Below are 21,433 nucleotides of genomic sequence, written 5' to 3' on the forward strand. Positions count from 1 at the left end.
ATCATGCTACAAAAAAAACCGGTTATGAACCGGATTTTTTGGTATGTTTAGAATATGTTTAGATTTCTTCACAATATTGATCAAAGTATTCTTGAAGTTTATTCACAACTGACATAGGATCATGTCCTTCTATTTCATGGCGCTCTACCATAGTCAAAAGCTCTCCATCTTTTAATAATGCAAATGAAGGTGATGATGGCGGATAACCTACAAAATAACTACGTGCCTTTGCTGTAGCCTCTTTATCCTGTCCAGCAAATACAGTAACTAATTGATCCGGACGTTTGTCATGGTGAATCGCATGTGCTGCAGCAGGACGTGCAATCCCTCCAGCACAACCACAGACAGAGTTCACAAGTACTAGAGTAGTTCCTTTTTGAGAAAGGGCTTGATTAACCTCATCTTCTGTTTTTAGTTCTTTATAACCAGAAGCAACCGCTTCTTCACGAGCTTGGCGAACAACATCATTCATAAATAAATTAAAGTCCATACTCATTCTTTCGCTTCCTTTCTTACTTATTCCTACATTCCCATAATAGCAGGTTTTCTTTTGATTTTACAAATATTCTATTCGATGATGGGATAACTTTTATACTTATTTAATTTTTTGGCTTTGTTAATGTTTATTGTTGATAAAATGACCTGTATAGGAAGCGTGAAGCGATTTGTTTACGTAGTAAACTTGCTGAACGCATACTATACAGGGTTTTATTAAAAACAACAACTTTGTTTAACAAAGACAATTTATTTGAAAAAATAAAGTTTAAAAGGTTAAAGTCTTTAGGAAGCGGGTATGATATTAATACATCTAGATCCATACCCCTAAACTCCCTAGATGTTTTTTGGATAGCGACTGATTAATCGCTGTCCTTTTTTATTAGAAAAGCGGAAGCGCCTTGGTCAGCCCCGACAAGCAAATAACCTCGAGGGGCTAGGCGCTGAAGCTGGACATAGAACCACTTATTTTCTTAAATATTTTTCAAAAAGAATATCAACAGCCATTGAAACAGTAGTATCACCGTCAATCACTGATTTTTGATAGAATGAAAGCCATCTTTTTATTTCAGGGTGCTGGTAAAAGGAAAATTCAAGTCTTTCGGTAATTTGAGAAAACATCCACTCCTTTGCCTGTATATTACGTCTTTCTGCAAAAACCCCTGATTGATATGTGAGATTATTAAATTTCGTAACCATATCCCATATCTCTTCGATTCCAATTCCATGCAAAGCAGAACAAGTATGTGCTCTTGTGTCCCATCCTTTTGTAGCCGGCATTAAAAAATGAAGGATTTGGTTATATTCCCTTCGCGTCTTTTCAGCTAAAGGTTTATTATCGCCATCCGCTTTATTCACAATAATCGCATCTGCAAGCTCCATAATTCCTTTTTTCATTCCTTGCAGCTGATCACCTGCACCTGTAATCGTAAGCAGCATAAAAAAGTCGACCATGCCTCTCACGATCACCTCACTTTGACCAACTCCTACCGTTTCTACGATAATCACATCAAAGCCAGCCGCTTCACATGCCAAAATCGTTTCTCTTGTTTTCCGATGAACACCGCCAAGTGTGCCTGATGATGGTGAAGGTCTAATATATGCTTTATCATTCCTTACAAGTCGCTCCATCCGAGTTTTATCCCCTAAAATACTACCTCCACTTATCGTCGAGCTTGGATCGATAGCCAGAACCGCGACTTGGTGGCCCCGTTCACACAATAACGTGCCGAATTCTTCAATAAAAGTACTTTTACCCGCACCAGGAACCCCTGTAATTCCAATTCGAATGGATTTTCCAGAATGTGGCAATAATTGACTTAACATCTCTTGTGCTTTTTGAAAATGATGTGCAGCATTACTTTCAATCAAAGTAATCGCTTTCGATAGCATCATTCTATCTCCCTGCAGAACGCCATTTACTAAATCTTTTACAGTAAGTTCATCTTTTTTTTGCTTTTGGAACGTTTTCCGAGGTGTTTTTTGAAATCCATCATGAGATGATTTCATTCCAGGCATATAAGAAGAAGTTTCATCGTCAGAATCTAACCATTCAGGACGTTTAGTGTCTGTCATTTAATCATTCACTTCCTCATAGCCTAAGCGATGATAAATTTCTTCAATAACCTTCCCGGCTGCTACAGGAATGACAGTACCAGGTCCAAATATCGCTGCCGCCCCATTTTCCTTAAGAAATGGATAATCTTGTGCCGGAATAACACCACCAATCACTACAACAATATCTTCCCGACTAATTTTTTCCAGTTCCGAAATCAATTGTGGTAATAACGTTTTATGTCCAGCAGCTAAAGAACTCACTCCAATAACATGGACATCATTTTCAGCTGCTTGTTTTGCTGTTTCTTCAGGCGTTTGGAAAAGAGGTCCAATATCAACATCAAATCCTAAATCAGCAAAAGCAGTTGCGATAATTTTAGCTCCGCGATCATGACCATCCTGCCCCATCTTCGCGATCAATATCCTTGGTCTTCTGCCTTCATGCTCCATAAATTGTTCTGACATTTCCTTCACTTCAGCAATTTCTTCTTCATTTGAAAAATGAGAGCTGTACACTCCACTTATTGAACGGATCACCGCTTTATGTCTGCCAGATACTTTCTCAATGGCATCTGAAATTTCTCCTAATGATGCACGTGCACGGGCAGCATTTACTGCTAATTTGAGAAGGTTTCCTTCCCCTGTTTTAGCTGCATTTGTAATAGCTACGAGACTCGATTGAACTGCTTCTTTATTCCGTGAGGCTTTTAGCTCTTTTAAACGTTCAATTTGCTTTTGTCTAACAATTGTATTATCAATATTTAATATTTCTAGAGGTTCTTCTTCCTCCAAGCGATAACGATTGACACCAATAATGGTTTCTTTACCCGAATCAATATATGCTTGACGTCGTGCTGCGGCTTCTTCGATGCGCATCTTTGGAAGCCCTGTCTCTATTGCCTTCGTCATCCCGCCTAAGCTCTCAATCTCTTCGATATGCTCCCAAGCTCTATTCATTAATTCATTTGTAAGCGACTCCACATAGTAAGATCCGCCCCAAGGATCAATCACATTTGTTATCCCAGTCTCTTCCTGTAAATACAACTGGGTATTACGCGCAATCCTTGCTGAAAAATCAGTAGGCAGGGCAATCGCTTCATCTAATGCATTCGTGTGAAGTGATTGAGTATGTCCCATGGCCGCTGCATGCGCTTCAATAAGTGTTCTAGTTACATTATTAAATGGGTCCTGCTCTGTCAAACTCCACCCCGAAGTTTGTGAATGTGTCCGAAGCGCAAGTGACTTTTCATTTTTTGGCTGGAATGGTTTTATTAACTGTGCCCAGATTCTGCGTGCGGCACGCATCTTAGCAACCTCCATAAAATAATTCATGCCTATCGCCCAAAAGAACGATAACCTTGGAGCAAAGGAATCAATATCAATACCTGCCTTCAGACCTGTCCGAACATACTCTAAACCATCAGCTAACGTATAAGCTAATTCAAGATCTGCAGGTGCTCCTGCTTCCTGCATATGATAGCCTGAAATAGAAATACTGTTGAATTTCGGCATCTTTTTTGATGTATATTCAAATATATCGGCAATAATTTTCATGGACATTTCAGGTGGATATATATACGTATTACGCACCATATATTCTTTTAAAATATCATTTTGAATGGTTCCTGCGAGTTTTTCTGGAGGCACACCTTGTTCCTCAGCAGTAACAATATAAAATGCTAGAATTGGCAATACTGCACCATTCATTGTCATTGAAACTGACATTTGATCTAGTGGGATGCCCTCAAATAGTATTTTCATATCCAAGATAGAATCGATGGCTACCCCTGCTTTCCCGACATCGCCAACAACCCTTGGATGATCTGAATCATACCCTCGGTGCGTAGCTAAATCAAAGGCAACGGACAAGCCTTTTTGACCCATTGCCAAATTACGGCGATAAAATGCATTACTCTCTTCTGCAGTAGAGAAACCAGCATATTGTCGGACCGTCCATGGCCGATTTACATACATGGTTGGATATGGACCTCTTGTATATGGAACCATCCCAGGTTTATCATCTAAATGTTCAACGGATTGAATATCTTCCTTCGTATAAAGAGGTTTTACGGCAATATTTTCATTGGTTTCGAACAACAGCGTATCAAAAGAATTTGTAATATCCCAATTATTTAAATCATTTTTATTAGATTCAATGAAGGGATCAATTGCTTGAAAATTAGGTTTACTATTCATTTATTTCACCTCCCACAGTTTTAACAGGGATGTTAATTTCTCTATCAAGTTTTGATTCATATAAATTGAACCTGAGATTCCACTTACTTTCAATTCAACTAACTTTTCATCAGAAAATTTACCAGCAATATCTAAGATTCCGTACTTATTTTGCTGTTTAAACCATTCTGCTATTTTTATAGCAAACTGTTCATATGATTCTTCAGTACCGCAAATGCAATAATAAAAGTATTTCGTTTCCTCTACAAATTTTTGTATTTCATTTAAACTATTGCATTCATTGCTCCATATAGCTTTTATTCCTCCCGCAGCTAAAAAACCAGAAACAAAATCCGCTTTTTCCTTATGGCTTTTTAATTTTCCTAAGCAAATTAATCCAGCTACAGGAGCTGCCCCACTCTTTTCAAGCACCACCGCTTGTTCTCTTAATTTTTCAAAAGCTGCTGCCATTCTAGTAGGCTTAATAGCTAGTTCTGTATTGCAGATATTCTCTTGGAAGGTTCCAGGGAAATGAACATGTTCAGAAAGATTGGCATAAACATTTGATCCAATAAGTGACTGGCTTCTAGTTTCAATATCCTTCATCCTATTTTCTAATATTTCTCTTATTTCCTTTTGAAGCCAACCTGATTCTAATACGTTAAGGATGCCACCTTTTGCATCTATTTCTTTAAAAAGCTTCCAGGATTTCAAAGCAAGTTCGTTCGTTAAAGTTTCAATATAATAAGATCCCCCGGCAGGATCACACACTTTATTTATATGTGCCTCTTCTCTTAGCAGCAATTGGATATTACGAGAGATTCTTGCTGAAAACTCATTCGTTTCTTGATAGGTTTCATCGAAGGCTGCGACATGAAGATAATCGATTCCGCCAAGTATAGCTGAAAAAGCTTCATTACCAGCACGTAAAACATTCACATAAGGATCCAGAGCAGATTTAGTAAATGTAGACGTTTCAGCACTGATTGTAACTTTTTGCTCATCTTGGCATATTTCATAAGCATTCGCGATCGTAGACCATAGCTTACGAAATGCCCGCAATTTTGCGATTTCCATAAAGAAATTCCCACCAATTGAAAAATGAAATACCATTTTATTAACCGTTTTTCTAGGATCCCAATTCTCACTTTTAAAGTGTTCAATATAGCATACAGCTTCTGCTAGTGCTATCGCGATTTCTTGCACAGCATTTGCCCCACCGTTATGGTATGGAGTTGTGTCAATTAGAATGGTTTTTACTCCATTCATGTGAATATCGGCTTCTTTGACTAGCTTAGTCCAGCTTTCAAACTGATCAATTGTTATGATTTCCGCTCTTTCTATCCCTCGTGAGATGATATCTGTACCGAAAACTCCTTTTAGCTGAGCACAATTTGGCAGCTGCTTTAATTTGCTGAAGATAGCTGGAAAATATCTTTTTGTTTGTAAAAAAATTGGAATTTCCGATAAGTCCACACCTTTAATATCTAGTAAATTCACTTGTTGAACATCCTTCATTCCATCTATATCAAACGAAAGAGCTTCTTGGCCCCGTTGTAGCACATTAGATAAAATCGGATGCAAATCATCCCAATTACGGTTATAAAGTCTTTGCGCTATTTTCCAATTCATTCGAAAATCCCCTAGTTCACGGAACCCTCGTGTATTTAAGCAAGAGCCTGGAATTTGCTCAATACTAGTCATATCAAGGTCTTCTTTCGTATACAATGGCTTTAAAATGATATTTTCATACGTCTTTTTCAATAAAGAATCAATACTTTTATTTTTAAGCGACACAATAGCCGAACTTTTCCATTCCTCTACAGAAAATGCTTGAAAAGATTGCCTTTTTAATTCATTAATATTTAATACCAAATTATTTCCTCCCTCCATCTATTTGTAACCGGTTTCAATTTTTATAAAATAATATAAATTAAGAATTGCATATTATTATTTTAGTATAAATAATGTTCTCAATCTAGGTTTAATTCTTTTTTTATCATCAATACTGGATCAAGGGAATGGAATTTTATAAACAATGAGGGAAATGGAAATAAATATTTAGAGACATGTTAAAAAGATAAAACCCGCCTTTATGTAAAAGACGGGTTTATTTTTAGTAAACTGAAGTTTCTTTTGAAATATTTTCAAGAATTTGCTTCACACGTTGTAGGAATCGGCCACAAACTAATCCATCTAGAACACGGTGATCGAGTGACATACATAAATTCACCATATCACGAACAGCAATCATGCCATTATTCATAACGACAGGGCGTTTTACAATTGATTCAACTTGCAGGATAGCTGCCTGAGGATAATTGATGATCCCCATAGATTGGACCGAACCAAAGGAGCCGGTATTGTTTACCGTAAACGTACCACCTTGCATTTCATCGGCTTTAAGTGTTCCTGTTCGAACTTTATTAGCTAGCTCAAAAATTTCACGTGCGATCCCTTTAATCGATTTATCATCTGCATTTTTAATAACAGGGACAAATAAAGCATCATCTGTAGCGACTGCAATCGAAATATTAATATCTTTCTTTTGAATAATTTTATCTCCCGCCCACATCGAATTGATTTGCGGGAATTCTTTTAAGGCTTGAGCAACCGCTTTAACAAAGAAGGCAAAATAAGTAATATTAAATCCTTCACGTTTTTTGAATTCTGTTTTGATTGAATCGCGATACTCAACTAAATTTGTTACGTCTAGTTCCATCATTGTCCATGCATGTGGAGCTTCATGCTTGCTTCTAAGCATATTAGTTGCTATTGCTTTTCGAACTCCACTCACCGGTATTTCAATATCACCAGGCAGGACAGGGATGTTCGCTGCTGGTACTGTTGGTGCAGCAGGTTTTGCTGTAGCAGTTGGAGCCGGTATATTCTGAACAGTCTGCTGTGGCTGTGCGACAACCTGCTCCTCCGCTTTTGGAATATTTCCAGATTCAATAATTTTTAATAAATCTTTTCTTGTTATTCGACCATCTTTGCCTGTGCCACTAATTAGAGATAAGTCGATATCATGTTCCTGAGAAAGCTTTAAAACTGCAGGTGAATAACGAGCTTTCCCGCTATTTTCTTCTAACTTTTTCACTTGCTTACTTTGTTCTTGAGAAGGAACAGACTCGTTTTGAATTGTTTGTTCCTCTGTAACATTAGTAGTCGTTCCTTTACTACCCTCAACATCCATTGTGCAAATCACTTGACCTACTTCTAACGTATCTCCCTCTCCGGCAATTAATTCTTTTATCACACCCGTAAAAGAAGATGGAACTTCAGCATTTACTTTATCTGTCATGACCTCAGCAATCGGATCATATTTATTTACATGGTCTCCAGGGGATATTAACCATTTACTAATCGTTCCTTCTGTTACACTTTCCCCTAATTGAGGCATCGTTATTTTTTCTATTGCCATGTGGGTACCTCCTTTTGCAAAAATGATTAATTAATATTCAGCTAATTCTCTCATCGCTTTTTCTACCTTATCTGGGTTAATCATAAAGAATTTCTCCATTGTAGGTGCATATGGCATTGCAGGAACATCCGGACCTGCTAATCTCATGATAGGAGCATCGAGATCAAATAAGCAATTTTCTGCAATAATTGCAGAAACTTCACCCATAATGCTTCCTTCTTTATTATCTTCAGTAACAAGTAAAACTTTCCCAGTTTTAGATGCAGCTTCAATAATTGCTTCTTTGTCTAATGGATAAACAGTACGAAGATCTAAAATATGTGCTTCAATTCCATCTTGCGACAAGCGTTCAGCTGCTTGAAGAGCAAAGTGGACAGATAGGCCATATGTAATAACTGTGATATCATCTCCTTCACGTTTTACATCCGCTTTTCCGATAGGAAGTACATAATCATCATTAGGAACTTCACCTTTTATTAGTCGATAAGCACGTTTATGTTCAAAGAAAAGAACCGGATCTTCGTCACGAATAGCTGCTTTTAATAAGCCCTTTACATCATACGGGGTAGAAGGCATGACAATTTTTAAACCAGGCTGATTCGCAAATACCGCTTCAACTGATTGGGAGTGATATAAAGCTCCGTGAACTCCACCACCATAAGGTGCTCTGATAACAATCGGACAATTCCAATCATTATTTGAACGATACCTAATTCGTGCCGCTTCGGAAATAATTTGGTTTACAGCAGGCATGATAAAATCAGCAAATTGCATCTCTGCTATCGGTCTCATTCCATACATCGCAGCACCAATTCCAACCCCAGCAATCGCAGATTCAGCTAGTGGTGTATCAATAACTCGATCTTCACCAAATTGATCATACAGTCCTTGAGTTGCTTTAAAAACTCCGCCTTTTTTCCCAACGTCTTCCCCTAAAACAAAAACTTTAGGGTCACGCTCCATTTCTTCACGAATAGCCATTGTAACCGCATCAATATAAGATATTACTGGCATTTTTATACCCTCCTGTTCTCCTATAAACTAAAGCTCTGTTCCATATACGTATTTCAACGCTTCTTCTGGTTCTGCATATGGAGCATTTTCGGCATAATCGGTTGCTTCATTTACTTGTTTCATTATTCGATCGTTGATTTCTTTTTCAAGTTGATCGTCCATCACACCTGTTTCTTTTAAGTAAGCCCCAAAAGTGATAATCGAATCCTTCGTTCTTGCCTCTGCCACTTCATCTGGAGAACGATATGTACGATCATCATCATCAGAAGAGTGCGCTGTTAGACGATATGAAACGGCCTCAATTAGAGTTGGCCCCTCACCACGACGACCTCTGTCTGCAGCTTCCTTAACTGCTTTATAAACTTCTAACGGATCATTTCCATCTATCGTTACACCAGGCATTCCATATCCAATTGCACGATCTGATACGTTTTCACAGGCTAATTGCCTTTCAATTGGGACAGAAATCGCATATTTATTATTTTCACACATGAAGATTACTGGCAATTTATGTACACCTGCAAAGTTTGCTCCTTCATGGAAATCACCTTGATTCGATGAACCTTCCCCGAATGTAACAAAAGTAACTAAGTTTTTATTCTCCATTTTACCTGCTAGAGCGATTCCAACAGCATGGGGGACCTGTGTTGTAACAGGAGATGACCCAGTTACGATGCGATTTTTCTTTTGACCAAAATGCCCTGGCATCTGGCGACCTCCAGAATTCGGATCCTCCGCCTTTGCAAATCCTGACAGCATTAGTTCTTTTGGAGTCATTCCAAAAGTTAAAACAACACCTAGATCACGGTAGTATGGTAAAACATAGTCATTTTCACGGTCTAAAGCAAAAGCCGCTCCAACCTGTGCAGCTTCCTGCCCTTGACACGAAATAACAAAAGGAATTTTTCCGGAGCGATTTAATAACCACATCCGTTCATCTATTCTACGTGCCAACAGCATCGTTTCATACATCTCTAAAACCATTTCGTCACTTAATCCTAACTCTTTATGTCGATTTTCAGCCATAGTTCATTACCTCCCATTGAAAGATCATTTTTTTAACGTTCATGAATGAATTGCTTTCCCATCAGCTGCTAAAGCTGCTTCACCAATCGCTTCACTTAGTGATGGATGTGGATGAATGGTATGTGCAACCTCCCAAGGTGTTGCATCTAGCACACGAGCAAGACCGGCTTCAGAAATCATGTCAGTAACATGAGGTCCAATCATATGGACACCAAGAATGTCGTTGGTATCTTTATCTGCAACAATTTTCACAAAACCGTCCGATTCACCATACACTAATGCTTTACCAATTGCTTTAAAAGAAAATTTACCAATCTTAAGATTATATCCTTTTTCCTTAGCCTCGTTTTCTGTTAATCCTACACTAGCCATTTCAGGATTACTATAAATACACTTAGATATTAAGGTGTAATCTATTGGAGAAGGATTTTCACCTGCAAGATGTTCTACTGCAATAATTCCTTCGTGTGATGCAACATGTGCTAACTGAAGGCCACCAATTACATCACCAATTGCATAGATATGAGATTCTTTTGTTTGGAAATAATCATTTACCTGTATAAAGCCTTTTTCAACTTGTATATCTGTATTTTGTAATCCAATATTTTCTGTGTTAGCCATTCGTCCTACTGAAACAAGAATCTTTTCTCCAGTAAAGATTTGTTGTTCCCCTTTAATCTCTGCTGAGATGGAAACTTCTTCGTCCGCTTTGACTATTGTTTCAGGCAATACTTTTGCAGAAGTTACAATCTTAACACCTTTCTTCTTCATTATTCTCGCTATTTCTTTTGATATTTCGTGGTCTTCTGTAGGGACGATTCGATCAGCATATTCTATCACGGTTACATCCACACCAAAATCATTTAACATTGATGCCCATTCGATACCGATTACGCCTCCACCAACAATAATAATAGATTTTGGTAACTTTTGCAGTTCAAGTGCTTCATCAGAAGATAATATATATTGCCCATCGATATCTAAGCCAGGGAGGGATCTTGGACGGGAGCCAGTTGCAATAATAACGTTTTTAGGGATCAGCATTTCATTTTCATTACCATTATTCATTTCAACGGAAATCGTTCCTGGCATAGGAGAAAAAATAGATGGTCCTAAAATTCTCCCTATTCCTTCATACACATCAATCTTCCCTTGCTTCATTAAATGTTGAACTCCACGGTGTAATTGTTCAACTATCTTACTTTTTCTCTCTTGAACACGTTGAAAATTAAGCTTTATATCACCAACAACGATTCCGAATTCCTCGCTTCGTTTCGTCGTAGAATAAACCTCTGCACTACGGAGTAAAGCTTTACTAGGAATACACCCTTTATGGAGACATGTTCCACCTAGTTTTCCTTTTTCAACAATTGCTGTTTTAAGTCCTAACTGTGATGCGCGAATGGCAGCAACATAACCACCAGTTCCACCACCTAGGATGACTAAATCATATTCTTGAGCCAAAGTTTTGCCTCCTTCTTTTATTTAGGCTGTTTTCGTAAAGAATGTTGCTATTTCGTATAATGTATAAAAGCCTAATATAGTTTGGTTTCAGGGCATCTTTTCTTTGAAAAGTGCATCTACCTAAATGATTTGATATTTTGTTATAAAGATTTTCGATTCAAAAGCAACAAAGTTAAAGAAAAGAGCCTTTATTTAAGTTATATCTTTACCACTTATTTTTTGTTTGGATACTCTTTTACTTTTTCCTCACCCGTTAGAATACGGAGCGTACCTTCCGCTAAGGCTTGCAGCTCATCTTCACCAGGATGAACAATTACATCTGCAATCCAATTAATATATTCACTAATCATACTTACGAATTCTTTCCCATAAGCTAGACCGCCAGTTAAAATGATAGCATCGATCTTTCCTTTTAAAACAGCTCCGGCAGCACCAATTTCTTTAGCAATTTGATAAGCCATAGCATCATAGATAAGTTTTGCCTTTTTATCGCCCTGTTTAATCATCTTTTCTACTTCAACAGCGTTATTTGTCCCAAGATAACCGACAAGGCCACCATGACCAACTATTTTTTTCATGATTTCTTCACGATAATACATTCCAGAAAAACAAAGATCGATAAGATCACCAACCGGAACAGTACCTGCTCTCTCTGGACTAAATGGTCCTTCACCATGTAAACCGTTATTCACATCAATAACTTTTCCATTTTTATGAATACCAACAGTGATTCCACCACCCATATGAACAACGATACATTGAAGATCTTCATATTTTTTTCCTAATTGCTTTGCTACTCGCCTGGCAACCGCCTTTTGATTTAAAGCATGAAAGATGCTCTTGCGCTCAATTAAAGAAAATCCAGATATTCTTGCAATTGGTTCTAATTCATCGACAACGACTGGGTCTACAATAAAAGCTGGAATATTTAACGCATCAGCAATTTCATAGGCAATAATACCACCAAGATTAGAAGCATGCTGTCCTGCATAACCCGTACGTAAATCATTAAGCATCGGCTCATTTACCGTATATGTACCGCCTTCTATTGGACGTAGTAATCCACCTCTGCCACAAACCGCATTCAGTTTAGAGAGGTTTATCCCTTCTTCATCCAATGTCTCTAGAATTGTTTGTTTACGAAATTCATATTGATCGGTTATGGAATTTAAAGATTGCATGAATTCCATTTCGTGTCGAATTGTTTTTTCTAAAATTGATTTATCATTTACAAATACACCTATTTTAGTTGATGTCGATCCAGGATTTATCACTAGAATTCTATGTTCGTTATCTAACAAAGCTGTTACCTCCATTTACTTTCATACACGAAGGAAACAAAGAACCGTTTGAAAACAAGCTTCTCTTACCAAAGTGGAGTATATTAAGACTTCCAAATGGATTTGTGCTACTTTTATCATTCAGGTTATTGAATTGTTCTTCATGCGTAAAAACATATCAATGAACCAGCAAGGTGCTGATTCATTGATACATGATTTTATTGAAAATTAAGCACGGTAGCTTAAAATGTGTCGATTATTAAGCAAGAATTGACTTCTTGATTTTGCTACTTTTGCAATTCTCTCTTCAGCCATCCGATCAGCAGCTAAATAAGTTGGAATTCCATCACGTCTTGAAATTTCAATTACTTTCGCCACATTATTATAAATTCCTTCTACTTTCTTCATTGCACGTTCGTGATTATAACCATATAATTCATCAGCTACATTTATTACACCACCGGCATTTATTACATAGTCTGGTGCATAGACAATTCCCATTTCATGAATTTGATCACCATGACGAGTTTCTTTTAATTGGTTATTTGCAGAGCCTGCAATGACTTTTGCTGTTAATTGTGGAATTGTATCATCATTTATGATAGCTCCCAATGCACAAGGTGCAAAAATATCGCACTTCACTCCGTATATATCGTTAGGATCAACTGCTTCTGCTCCGAACTGTTCAACCGCTCTTTGAACTGCCTCTTTATTGATATCTGTAACAATTAATTTTGCTCCTTCTTCATGCAAATAGCGGCATAATTCAAAAGCAACATTTCCCACACCTTGAACTGCAACAGTTAATCCCTCAAGTGAATCAGATCCAAAAGCTTCTTTTGCTGCAGCCTTCATTCCAACATAGCAGCCGTAAGCTGTTACTGGAGAAGGATTACCAGAAGAACCGAAAGCAGGAGAAATACCTGTAACAAAATTCGTCTCTTCATGGATTAAATCCATATCTGCAACAGTTGTACCAACATCTTCCGCTGTAATATAACGGCCATTTAGTCCTTGAATAAAACGACCAAATGCACGGAACATTTCTTCACTCTTATCTTTACGTGGATCTCCGATAATAACTGTTTTTCCGCCGCCTAAATTTAAACCAGCTGCTGCGTTTTTATATGTCATTCCTCTCGCTAGGCGAAGTGCATCTTCAATAGCCGCATCCTCTGAGGCATATGTCCACATTCTTGTCCCACCTAATGCAGGTCCTAAAGTTGTATCATGGATAGCAATAATGGCTTTTAAACCAGATTGCTCGTCTTGACAGAATAATAATTGTTCATAATCATATTTTCCCATATATTCAAAAATTTTCATTTTATTTTCTCTCCATCTCTTTATTATTTACCGAACAAATAGCGAGTGCCAATGAGTATAATTTACTTTCAGCACTGTCGGCTCTTGAAGTTAGCACAATTGGTGCTTTTGCTCCAGCAAGAACTGCACCCACCTTAGCTTTTGCAAAATAGATTAATGACTTATAAAATACATTCCCTGTTTCTAAATTTGGAACTAGTAGAATATCAGCTGCACCAGCAACATCACTGCTAATCCTTTTGTGTTCTGCTGCATCAACTGAAATGGCGATATCAAGTGCTAGAGGACCATCTACAATGCAATTAGAAATTTGTCCTCTCCTATTCATTTGAGTAAGAGCTGCTGCATCCAAAGTTGCCTGCATATCGGGATTAATAACCTCCACCGCAGCAAGTGCAGCCACCTTTGGTACTTCTACACCTGTAGCTCTTGCAATTTGAACAGCATTATTGATAATTTGAACTTTTTGTTCCAAATCTGGCTCTATGTTCATTGCTGGATCAGTAATGAATAATAATCGATTAAATGACGGTATTTGAAAGGCAGCTACGTGTGACAATGCCTTTCCTGATCTTAATCCATTTTCTTTATTTAGGACCGCCTTAAGTATCATAGATGTAGGAATATTGCCTTTCATTAATACTTGAGCATGCCCGTTTTTGACTGATAAAACCGCTTGGTTTGCTGCATCAGCCAAAGATTCAGTATGTTTAATTTTCACTTCATCATGATCTATGAGGTTCGAGAAATGAATTTTCATTATATGCTGAATCTTGTCTCTAGCACCAAATAAAATAAAACTAGCAAGATTTCTCTCTATCGAAAGTGAAACCGCTTCCAATACCTCGAAATCCTCTGCAGATGCTATTGCGATTCTTACTTTGTTTTGTTGGGTTGCTTTTTGAAGTATCCTGTCTAAGTCCATGTCTGTTGCCTCAACCCCTTTTTAATGTTTGCCTCCACATATATAACATGCAACTTTCGTACCAACATGATTATACCACTTAAATTAAGTTTTATTAACTTAAAGCTTTCTTTTTGCATGCAATATTTTTCACAACGTGCAAATTACTGCATGTTGTTATTTGCAAGATTATATTTTTCAATTTTATAATAGAGATTCCTGATAGAGACCCCTAGTTGTTTAGCAGTAGCTGTTTTATTTCCTTTATTTTGTTCTAAAGTTTGTTTAATAACATTTCTCTCATAACGCTCTACTAATGTTGTCAGATCCTGGTCTGGAGCTATTTTAATTGAATGTGGAGAAGCATTTAGAAAATGTTTGTTATCGGTTAAAACTGCTATATGCTGAAGATCAATTTGCTTTTCATTATATCCCATATATATAATAGCTCGCCCTAATATATTTTCCAGCTCACGCACATTTCCTGGCCAATTATATTCCATAAGCTCTGACATTGCTTTTTGCGTAATCCCTTCAACATTTCGACCATAATCTTGATTTAGTTTAAGAATAAGTTTTTCGCATAATAACGGAATCTCTTCTTTTCTTCTCCTTAATGGAGGGATTTGAATGGGCATCCGATTTAACCGATAGTATAAATCCTCTCGAAAAGTTCGATCTGCAATAGCTTTTTCTAAATTCACATGAGTTGCCGCAATAATTCTAACGTTGATCGGGATTGGTTTTGTCCCGCCGACACGGACAATTTCATTTTCTTGTAATACCCGTAATAGCTTTGCTTGTGTGTTTGCACTTAACTCACCAATTTCATCAAGAAAAATACTACCGTTATTTGCTTCTTCAAAAAACCCTCTTTTCCCACCTCTTTTAGCACCTGAAAAAGCTCCTTCTTCATAACCAAATAATTCACTTTCTAATAGTGATTCTGAAATAGCTGCACAATTAACACGAATAAATTTATTATACTTTCTGTCACTGGCATTATGTATTGCATGAGCAAAGAGCTCCTTACCTGTACCGGATTCTCCACGAAGCAATACCGTAGCAGGTGTTTTCGCTCCTAGTTTTGCCTGTTCTACTGCAATATTCATTTCTTCTGAATTGGATATGATATCTTCAAAGGTGTACTTCGCTTCTAAATTTCTTATGATTTGTCTAGCACGATCCAATTCCTTTGTTAAGGACTGAATTTCAGATACATCGTGGATAACACCAACACTACCCTTTAATATTCCATCTACAATAATAGGGGCTACATTTACGATAACTTCCTTTTTCCCTGGACCCACTCGCATCTTTGTACCCCGAATAGCTCTCCTTGTTTGAAGTACCTTTAAATGAATGCTTTCACCTTCAGATATATCTGCTGTCGCAGGTTTTCCGATCACCTGCTCTCTCGATAACCCAGTAATTCGAGTATATGCGGGGTTGATTAAAATTCCTTTCCCGTTTTCATCTACTACAGAAATTGCGTCATCACTCGATTGAATAATCGCTTCAAGCATCGTTTGAATGTCTTTTAAATTGGTTATTTCTTCTGCTAAGTTTACCACTTCAGTAATATCTTTAAAGACAGCTATTGCGCCAATAATTTTATTTTTCTCATCTATCATTGGTATTCGGGTAGTAATTATTTTTGTTCCATTATCAAGGATAGTTTCTTGATTTATTTCGGTTTTTCTAGTTGCAATAATTCTAGGGAGCTGACTCTTCGGAATAACTTCTAAAACATGCTTCCCTATAGCTTTAGAAGCAGGTACCTCGGTCATTCTTGCGGCACTTTTATTAAAGAAAATAATTTTCCCTTCAGTATCGATAACCACCATTGCTTCATCAGTAGAGTTAAGAATTAAATGATGCTGATAGGTTTCATTTTTTAATTGTGTAATAAGCTCCTCTTTTTCATCCATTAAGGTTGCTAACAAATATGCAACACTTCCTGGAATTAGCACCATATGCTTGCTGCGTAATTCAAGGATTTCCTGATATACCGTCTGATCACCAGTCACCTCAATGATGATATCAATGGAATCATTTAAAAAGTTTCTCCAATTATCTCCAGTAGGGATCTTATTTTTTTCAGCTAATTGAATCCCTTCAGCACTGTTATTCGGATCGATAACTGCGTTAATTTTGAAAAATGTACTATCCTTAAGCATTTTTAAAATTGCCGCCCCGCGTTTACCACCACCAACTAATAAAACATTTTGCAAGATTGTTCCTCCCTAACAATGCAATCTTTTTCATACTTTATTTTAAGAGTTGTATTAATGAATTTCAAGTTTTAATAAGAATCCAAGAATTCAATAGCAAAATAATTTCAATGTTATATCATTTTTTGTTAGAATTGACTTGGTAATTATGCTTATTTATAAATAATAGCGTGTTCAAAAAGGAGGACAACTTTTTGAACAACCTCTATAAGGAGACATTTTCATGATACGATTAATTGCACTAATCATTTTAGTCATTCCTGGTTGTTTTGCAGCGCTTGGAATTAAATTAATGAGAGACATGACTTTCGGGATTCTTCAATCACCTTTCCCATATCTTTGGCTTCAATTTCTTATTGGATTTATTTTCTTTATCGGCGGCTTAGGATTTATTGCAGGTTTTATATTTTACCGTGACCGGAAAAGAAATAAAGTTCAAAAACGTTTTAGAAAAAAGAGTAATATATAATAAAAAAAGCGCAAGTGCCGCAGCTCTAGCGTACGGATTTTGTAGTCTTCGACTGAGATAAAGGAAACACGGCCAGGTAGTAAGGAGCCGATGCCCGCTTATCGTAGGGAGAAGACGTAGAAATCCGCTAGCCGATAGGCGCTGGAGCTAGATACAGCAGACACTTTTCATGGCTAATATCCTTAGTAAATTTTATACTTTCTTACTTTGTAAAAAAATCTGCATAAAATCTGCAGATTTTTTTATTGAAGTTTTACATTTTACTTATTTTTCGTCTAATTTTAATCGCTTTTTCAGGATAATCAGTAATGATTGCTGAACATTTGACCCGAATTAATCTTTCAATTTCATTATCTTTGTTCACCGTATATGGCCGAATAGCGATCCCATTTTCAATAGCCCCATTAATAATCATATCTGAAGCAGATTTAATATTAGGATGAATTCCTTTCGCTCGGATCGCACGTGCGTAAACCCATGGCATATACAAACTATCTGAGTAAAGTGCCGCAGTCTCTATTTCTGGGGCTAACTGGTAGCAGTGAATGAGTGAATAATGATTAAATGACGAAATGATGATACGCTCTTCATATTGATAATCTCTAATCAGTTGGATTACTTTTTCCTCTAAGAAAGGATATTCTATCTTACCATTTTTCAATTCAATATTACAAAGAAGGTCATTCCCTCGCATCCAATCAAAAATTTCCTTTAAAACTGGAATTCTTGGAACTCTTATGAATGACTGAAATGTTTTAAATTTATAACTTGCATTCAGTTCCTTAATTTCTTTAAGTAGCAATTGATTAACAAACCCTTTTCCATTTGTTGTCCGATCTACTGTTTCATCATGAATTACAACAATTTCTCCGTCTTTTGATAAATGAACATCTAGCTCAATTCCATCTGATCCACTTTTTTCAGCAGCTAAAAAAGCTTCCATTGTATTTTCAGGGTGTGTCCCGGCTGAACCACGATGCGCAAAAATAAGGGTCATGTTGTCACGTCCTTCTAATAATGTATATATTTAGTTTAATATATATATAAAAACAATAACACTAAATAGTGGAACAAAGGTTGTAAATTTTTAGTAAAAAAATGATTAATACTTAACTTACTTTGATAAAACCTCCTGGCATATCTCCACATTGAATCTATATACATAATATAAACAGATACAATATAAGGAGTGCGTCATGAAGAAAGTTGTATTAAAATTTGTCGTATTAATCATTTTAACTATTCTATTTTTTGTCCTTTTACAATATCAACCAACGAATAGCTTTATTAAAGTAGAAATTGTTGAAAAATATTATTCTCCCCATTCAAACGGAAAAGCCAAAGGAGTTAAAACAAGGAAAAGTGTTCCGGTAGAAACAATTCCAAATGGTCAGGCAGCATGTTTGATGGAGTTTAGCAACGGTCAAATTTTAGAAATGGATTGTGATACCTATTTAAGGTATACAATTGGGGAAAGAGTAAAAATAAAGTTTATAGATCATCGATTAATAGATATAAGAAGAAAATAAGGAAGCGTATACGCCTTATTTTATTTATCGTTTTGATGTAAAAAAGAGGGCATAAAATACGCCCTCTTAATTGCGATAACATGAGATGGAGTTACAGTTATTAAGTAATTATTATGATGCTTTATGTTCTAAACGCAATTTATCTGCCACCATGGCAATAAATTCACTATTTGTAGGTTTAGCCTTGGACATGCTGACGGTATAACCAAATAATGAGGAGATGGAATCAATATTACCACGACTCCAAGCTACTTCAATTGCATGACGAATAGCTCTTTCGACGCGGCTTGCAGTGGTATTATATTTCTTAGCAATATCAGGATATAACACCTTAGTGATTGATCCTAATAGCTCGATATCGTTATACACCATCGAAATAGCCTCTCTTAAATATAAGTATCCTTTGATATGTGCAGGTACACCTATTTCATGGATAATACTCGTAATGCTTGCATCTAAATTTTTAGGTTTTTGTTCAATACTGGTTCTTACGGTTGAAGGGCTTGATTTTTTCAAAATTGGACTTTGCTTCCCACTAACCTGACGAATTTGGTTTGCTAGGTTATTCATATCAAATGGTTTTAAAATAAAGTATGAAGCCCCTAGTTCTACAGCTTTTTTTGTTACATCCTCTTGTCCAAATGCAGTAAGCATGATGACATTTGGCATCTCACTTTTTTCACGAAGCTTTTCCAGTACACCTAAACCGTCTAAATGCGGCATAATAATATCTAATATTAGAACATGAGGTTTAGCTTCCCGCAATAAATCTAGACATTCTTGTCCATTATAAGCAACTCCGCTTATCTCCATATCATCTTGAGAAGAAATAAACTCCTCCAATAAACCTACAAGCTCACGATTATCATCAACAATAAAAACTTTAATTTTGTTCACTCCATGTTTCCTCCTCAATCAATCAACGCAAAATTTTTTATCTTTTCATATTTCTATATAAAACATTTTCGACAATGCCAATTAAATTCCTTCTAAAATTTGAAAATTTCTTAAAAAAACGATGATTTCTTTTATTTTCTCTTAAATTCTCTTGTTTTCGACCTTTTTCGTGTATCAGTATAATATTTGTCGAAAAAACTTATTTTTATCATAACATATTTAGTTAATACGTACTATTTACAAAAGAAAAAGCAAGCTGTAGAGGATTGCTCTATCAGCTTGCTTTTTCTTTTTGTTTTTTATAAATATTGATTCCAGCTTCACGAAGCATCCATTCAATGTGAACTCCATAACCAGATGTAGGATCGTTAACAAACACATGGGTAACTGCACCAATAATCTTGCCGTTTTGAATGATAGGACTCCCACTCATCCCTTGAACAATACCCCCTGTTTTTTTAAGCAACTTAGGATCGGTAATTTTAATAATCATTCCTTTTGTTGCTGGAAACTTTTGTGGAATTGTGTTAACAATCTCTATATCATATTCCTCGACTTTATTCCCTTCAACAACTGTTAATATTTTGGCAGGGCCTTCCTTCACTTGATAAGATAATGCTACAGGCATTGGTTGATCGTATTTACCATTTGAAACATTCTTTTCTAACTTCCCAAATATTCCAAATGGGCTATTTCTTTTTATATCACCAATTACTTCATGATCTGATGAAAAACGAGCAAGCTTTTCCCCTGGTTTTCCATCACTGCCTTTTTCTATTGAAGTAACAGTGGATTTTAAAATTTGCCCTTTTTCAACTAATATCGCCTTTTTTGTATCCATGTCAGATATTACATGTCCTAGTGCACCGTATTTTTTTGTCTTTGGATCAATAAATGTCATTGTTCCAATTCCTGCTGCAGAGTCTCTTATATATAATCCGAGCTTATAGGATTGTTCTGATTGATCCTTTTCTGGATTAAGATTTGTTCTAATGATTTCCTGTTCTCGTTGGATAGTAATATTTAATTGCCTTCCATCTTCACCTGCTTTTTCAACTATAGGAGCTACATCTGACATATTTTCTATTTTTTCCCCATTGATTGAGGTGATGATGTCTCCTACTTTGATTCCTGCTTTTTCACCAGGAGAAATCTTTCCAGTTTTTGTTTCTACAAGATGGTGCCCAACTACTAAAACACCTAAAGTGTTTAATTTTACACCTATCGATTGGCCTCCTGGGATGATCTTGAAATCTTTTATTACATTTACATCAACTTTTTTTATTGGAATCCCGGCATATTCTAAAAAAACTTCACCTTCCCCCGCCGAATTTCCTTTAATATTTATCGATTGTTTTTGTGCACTTACATCTACACTTTCACCATTTGCAAATACTTTAGCTGATACTCTAACTGCTTTTGTAATATTAATACCATCACCTTCAAATAAGGTGATATGAGTCGGTATGTGAAGATAATCTTGAAACGGTTTTGAAAATCCTAATAAACATAGTGAAACAAGGAGAAATCCGCCTAACATTTTTCTTAGAAATTCTATTTTCAAAATTTTTCACTCTCCTCGCTTCTAGTCCACACTTTTTGTTATATAGATGAGCCCTTTTCTTTTTTTAGGGCTACA

17 protein-coding genes are annotated in these 21,433 nt (G+C 36.4%); 2 read left to right on the plus strand and 15 right to left on the minus strand.

Annotated features, from left to right (window positions below):
* Positions 1-58: 58 nt before the first annotated feature.
* The 12 genes from ACQKP0_RS07750 to ACQKP0_RS07805 all read right to left on the minus strand — a co-directional run bounded on the left by ACQKP0_RS07750 (position 59) and on the right by ACQKP0_RS07805 (position 16,899).
* On the minus strand, positions 59-496 hold the full coding sequence (locus ACQKP0_RS07750; RefSeq protein WP_427405251.1) for a BrxA/BrxB family bacilliredoxin: 438 nt from the start codon (positions 494-496) through the stop codon (positions 59-61).
* 464 nt (positions 497-960) lie between these two features.
* Complete coding sequence (gene meaB / locus ACQKP0_RS07755) at positions 961-2,070, minus strand: methylmalonyl Co-A mutase-associated GTPase MeaB (RefSeq protein ID WP_427405252.1); 1,110 nt, start codon at positions 2,068-2,070, stop codon at positions 961-963.
* Positions 2,071-4,248, minus strand: coding sequence for a methylmalonyl-CoA mutase (gene scpA, locus ACQKP0_RS07760; protein WP_427405253.1), 2,178 nt, complete (start codon positions 4,246-4,248; stop codon positions 2,071-2,073).
* Positions 4,249-6,102 (minus strand): methylmalonyl-CoA mutase family protein, encoded by a 1,854-nt coding sequence (locus ACQKP0_RS07765; RefSeq protein WP_427405254.1) that lies wholly within the window; start codon positions 6,100-6,102, stop codon positions 4,249-4,251. It abuts the gene before it with no gap.
* Positions 6,103-6,343: 241 nt separating this feature from the next.
* Positions 6,344-7,651 (minus strand): dihydrolipoamide acetyltransferase family protein, encoded by a 1,308-nt coding sequence (locus ACQKP0_RS07770; protein ID WP_427405255.1) that lies wholly within the window; start codon positions 7,649-7,651, stop codon positions 6,344-6,346.
* Positions 7,652-7,681: 30 nt separating this feature from the next.
* Complete coding sequence (locus tag ACQKP0_RS07775; RefSeq protein ID WP_427405256.1) at positions 7,682-8,665, minus strand: alpha-ketoacid dehydrogenase subunit beta; 984 nt, start codon at positions 8,663-8,665, stop codon at positions 7,682-7,684.
* Between the two features lie 27 nt (positions 8,666-8,692).
* A complete protein-coding gene (locus tag ACQKP0_RS07780; protein WP_427405257.1) occupies positions 8,693-9,691 on the minus strand; it encodes a thiamine pyrophosphate-dependent dehydrogenase E1 component subunit alpha in 999 nt (332 codons plus the stop codon).
* 39 nt (positions 9,692-9,730) lie between these two features.
* Entirely contained in the window at positions 9,731-11,155 is a 1,425-nt protein-coding gene (lpdA, locus tag ACQKP0_RS07785; protein ID WP_427405258.1) for a dihydrolipoyl dehydrogenase, read from the minus strand.
* Positions 11,156-11,367: 212 nt separating this feature from the next.
* Positions 11,368-12,471, minus strand: coding sequence for a butyrate kinase (gene buk, locus ACQKP0_RS07790; RefSeq protein WP_427405259.1), 1,104 nt, complete (start codon positions 12,469-12,471; stop codon positions 11,368-11,370).
* Positions 12,472-12,663: 192 nt separating this feature from the next.
* Positions 12,664-13,761 carry a branched-chain amino acid dehydrogenase gene (gene bcd / locus ACQKP0_RS07795; protein WP_427405260.1) on the minus strand — a complete coding sequence of 366 codons (1,098 nt, stop codon included), beginning with the start codon at positions 13,759-13,761 and terminating at the stop codon, positions 12,664-12,666.
* A gap of 1 nt (position 13,762) precedes the next feature.
* Positions 13,763-14,686 (minus strand): phosphate butyryltransferase, encoded by a 924-nt coding sequence (yqiS, locus tag ACQKP0_RS07800; RefSeq protein ID WP_427405261.1) that lies wholly within the window; start codon positions 14,684-14,686, stop codon positions 13,763-13,765.
* A gap of 143 nt (positions 14,687-14,829) precedes the next feature.
* Entirely contained in the window at positions 14,830-16,899 is a 2,070-nt protein-coding gene (locus ACQKP0_RS07805; protein ID WP_427405262.1) for a sigma 54-interacting transcriptional regulator, read from the minus strand.
* Between the two features lie 223 nt (positions 16,900-17,122).
* On the opposite strand from ACQKP0_RS07805, the gene ACQKP0_RS07810 reads away from it, so the two are divergent.
* On the plus strand, positions 17,123-17,368 hold the full coding sequence (locus tag ACQKP0_RS07810) for a DUF2627 domain-containing protein (protein WP_427405263.1): 246 nt from the start codon (positions 17,123-17,125) through the stop codon (positions 17,366-17,368).
* Positions 17,369-17,621: 253 nt separating this feature from the next.
* Here the strand turns inward: ACQKP0_RS07810 and ACQKP0_RS07815 are convergent, their stop codons facing one another.
* Positions 17,622-18,365 (minus strand): glycerophosphodiester phosphodiesterase, encoded by a 744-nt coding sequence (locus tag ACQKP0_RS07815; protein ID WP_427405264.1) that lies wholly within the window; start codon positions 18,363-18,365, stop codon positions 17,622-17,624.
* 199 nt (positions 18,366-18,564) lie between these two features.
* Here ACQKP0_RS07815 and ACQKP0_RS07820 point away from each other — a divergent pair, with 199 nt between their 5' ends.
* Positions 18,565-18,897 (plus strand): hypothetical protein, encoded by a 333-nt coding sequence (locus ACQKP0_RS07820; protein WP_427405265.1) that lies wholly within the window; start codon positions 18,565-18,567, stop codon positions 18,895-18,897.
* A 111-nt stretch (positions 18,898-19,008) separates the two neighbouring features.
* On the opposite strand, the gene spo0A is transcribed toward ACQKP0_RS07820, so the two are convergent.
* Together spo0A and spoIVB are read right to left on the minus strand one after the other, a co-directional pair.
* Complete coding sequence (spo0A, locus tag ACQKP0_RS07825; protein WP_427405266.1) at positions 19,009-19,794, minus strand: sporulation transcription factor Spo0A; 786 nt, start codon at positions 19,792-19,794, stop codon at positions 19,009-19,011.
* Between the two features lie 274 nt (positions 19,795-20,068).
* On the minus strand, positions 20,069-21,358 hold the full coding sequence (gene spoIVB, locus ACQKP0_RS07830; protein WP_427405267.1) for a SpoIVB peptidase: 1,290 nt from the start codon (positions 21,356-21,358) through the stop codon (positions 20,069-20,071).
* Positions 21,359-21,433 lie beyond the last annotated feature (75 nt).

Origin of the sequence: Heyndrickxia sp. NPDC080065 (assembly GCF_050281185.1) — a bacterium.
Classification (GTDB): Bacteria; Bacillota; Bacilli; order Bacillales; family Bacillaceae_C; genus Heyndrickxia.

Excerpts from the sequence above, each read along its gene's own strand:
- ACQKP0_RS07750 (WP_427405251.1), bottom strand. The coding sequence starts at position 496 with ATGAGTATGGACTTTAATTTATTTATGAATGATGTTGTTCGCCAAGCT.
- meaB (WP_427405252.1), bottom strand. The coding sequence starts at position 2,070 with ATGACAGACACTAAACGTCCTGAATGGTTAGATTCTGACGATGAAACT.
- scpA (WP_427405253.1), bottom strand. The coding sequence starts at position 4,248 with ATGAATAGTAAACCTAATTTTCAAGCAATTGATCCCTTCATTGAATCT.
- ACQKP0_RS07770 (WP_427405255.1), bottom strand. The coding sequence starts at position 7,651 with ATGGCAATAGAAAAAATAACGATGCCTCAATTAGGGGAAAGTGTAACA.
- ACQKP0_RS07775 (WP_427405256.1), bottom strand. The coding sequence starts at position 8,665 with ATGCCAGTAATATCTTATATTGATGCGGTTACAATGGCTATTCGTGAA.
- ACQKP0_RS07780 (WP_427405257.1), bottom strand. The coding sequence starts at position 9,691 with ATGGCTGAAAATCGACATAAAGAGTTAGGATTAAGTGACGAAATGGTT.
- buk (WP_427405259.1), bottom strand. The coding sequence starts at position 12,471 with ATGGAGGTAACAGCTTTGTTAGATAACGAACATAGAATTCTAGTGATA.
- bcd (WP_427405260.1), bottom strand. The coding sequence starts at position 13,761 with ATGAAAATTTTTGAATATATGGGAAAATATGATTATGAACAATTATTA.
- yqiS (WP_427405261.1), bottom strand. The coding sequence starts at position 14,686 with ATGGACTTAGACAGGATACTTCAAAAAGCAACCCAACAAAACAAAGTA.
- ACQKP0_RS07810 (WP_427405263.1), top strand. The coding sequence starts at position 17,123 with ATGATACGATTAATTGCACTAATCATTTTAGTCATTCCTGGTTGTTTT.
- ACQKP0_RS07815 (WP_427405264.1), bottom strand. The coding sequence starts at position 18,365 with ATGACCCTTATTTTTGCGCATCGTGGTTCAGCCGGGACACACCCTGAA.
- ACQKP0_RS07820 (WP_427405265.1), top strand. The coding sequence starts at position 18,565 with ATGAAGAAAGTTGTATTAAAATTTGTCGTATTAATCATTTTAACTATT.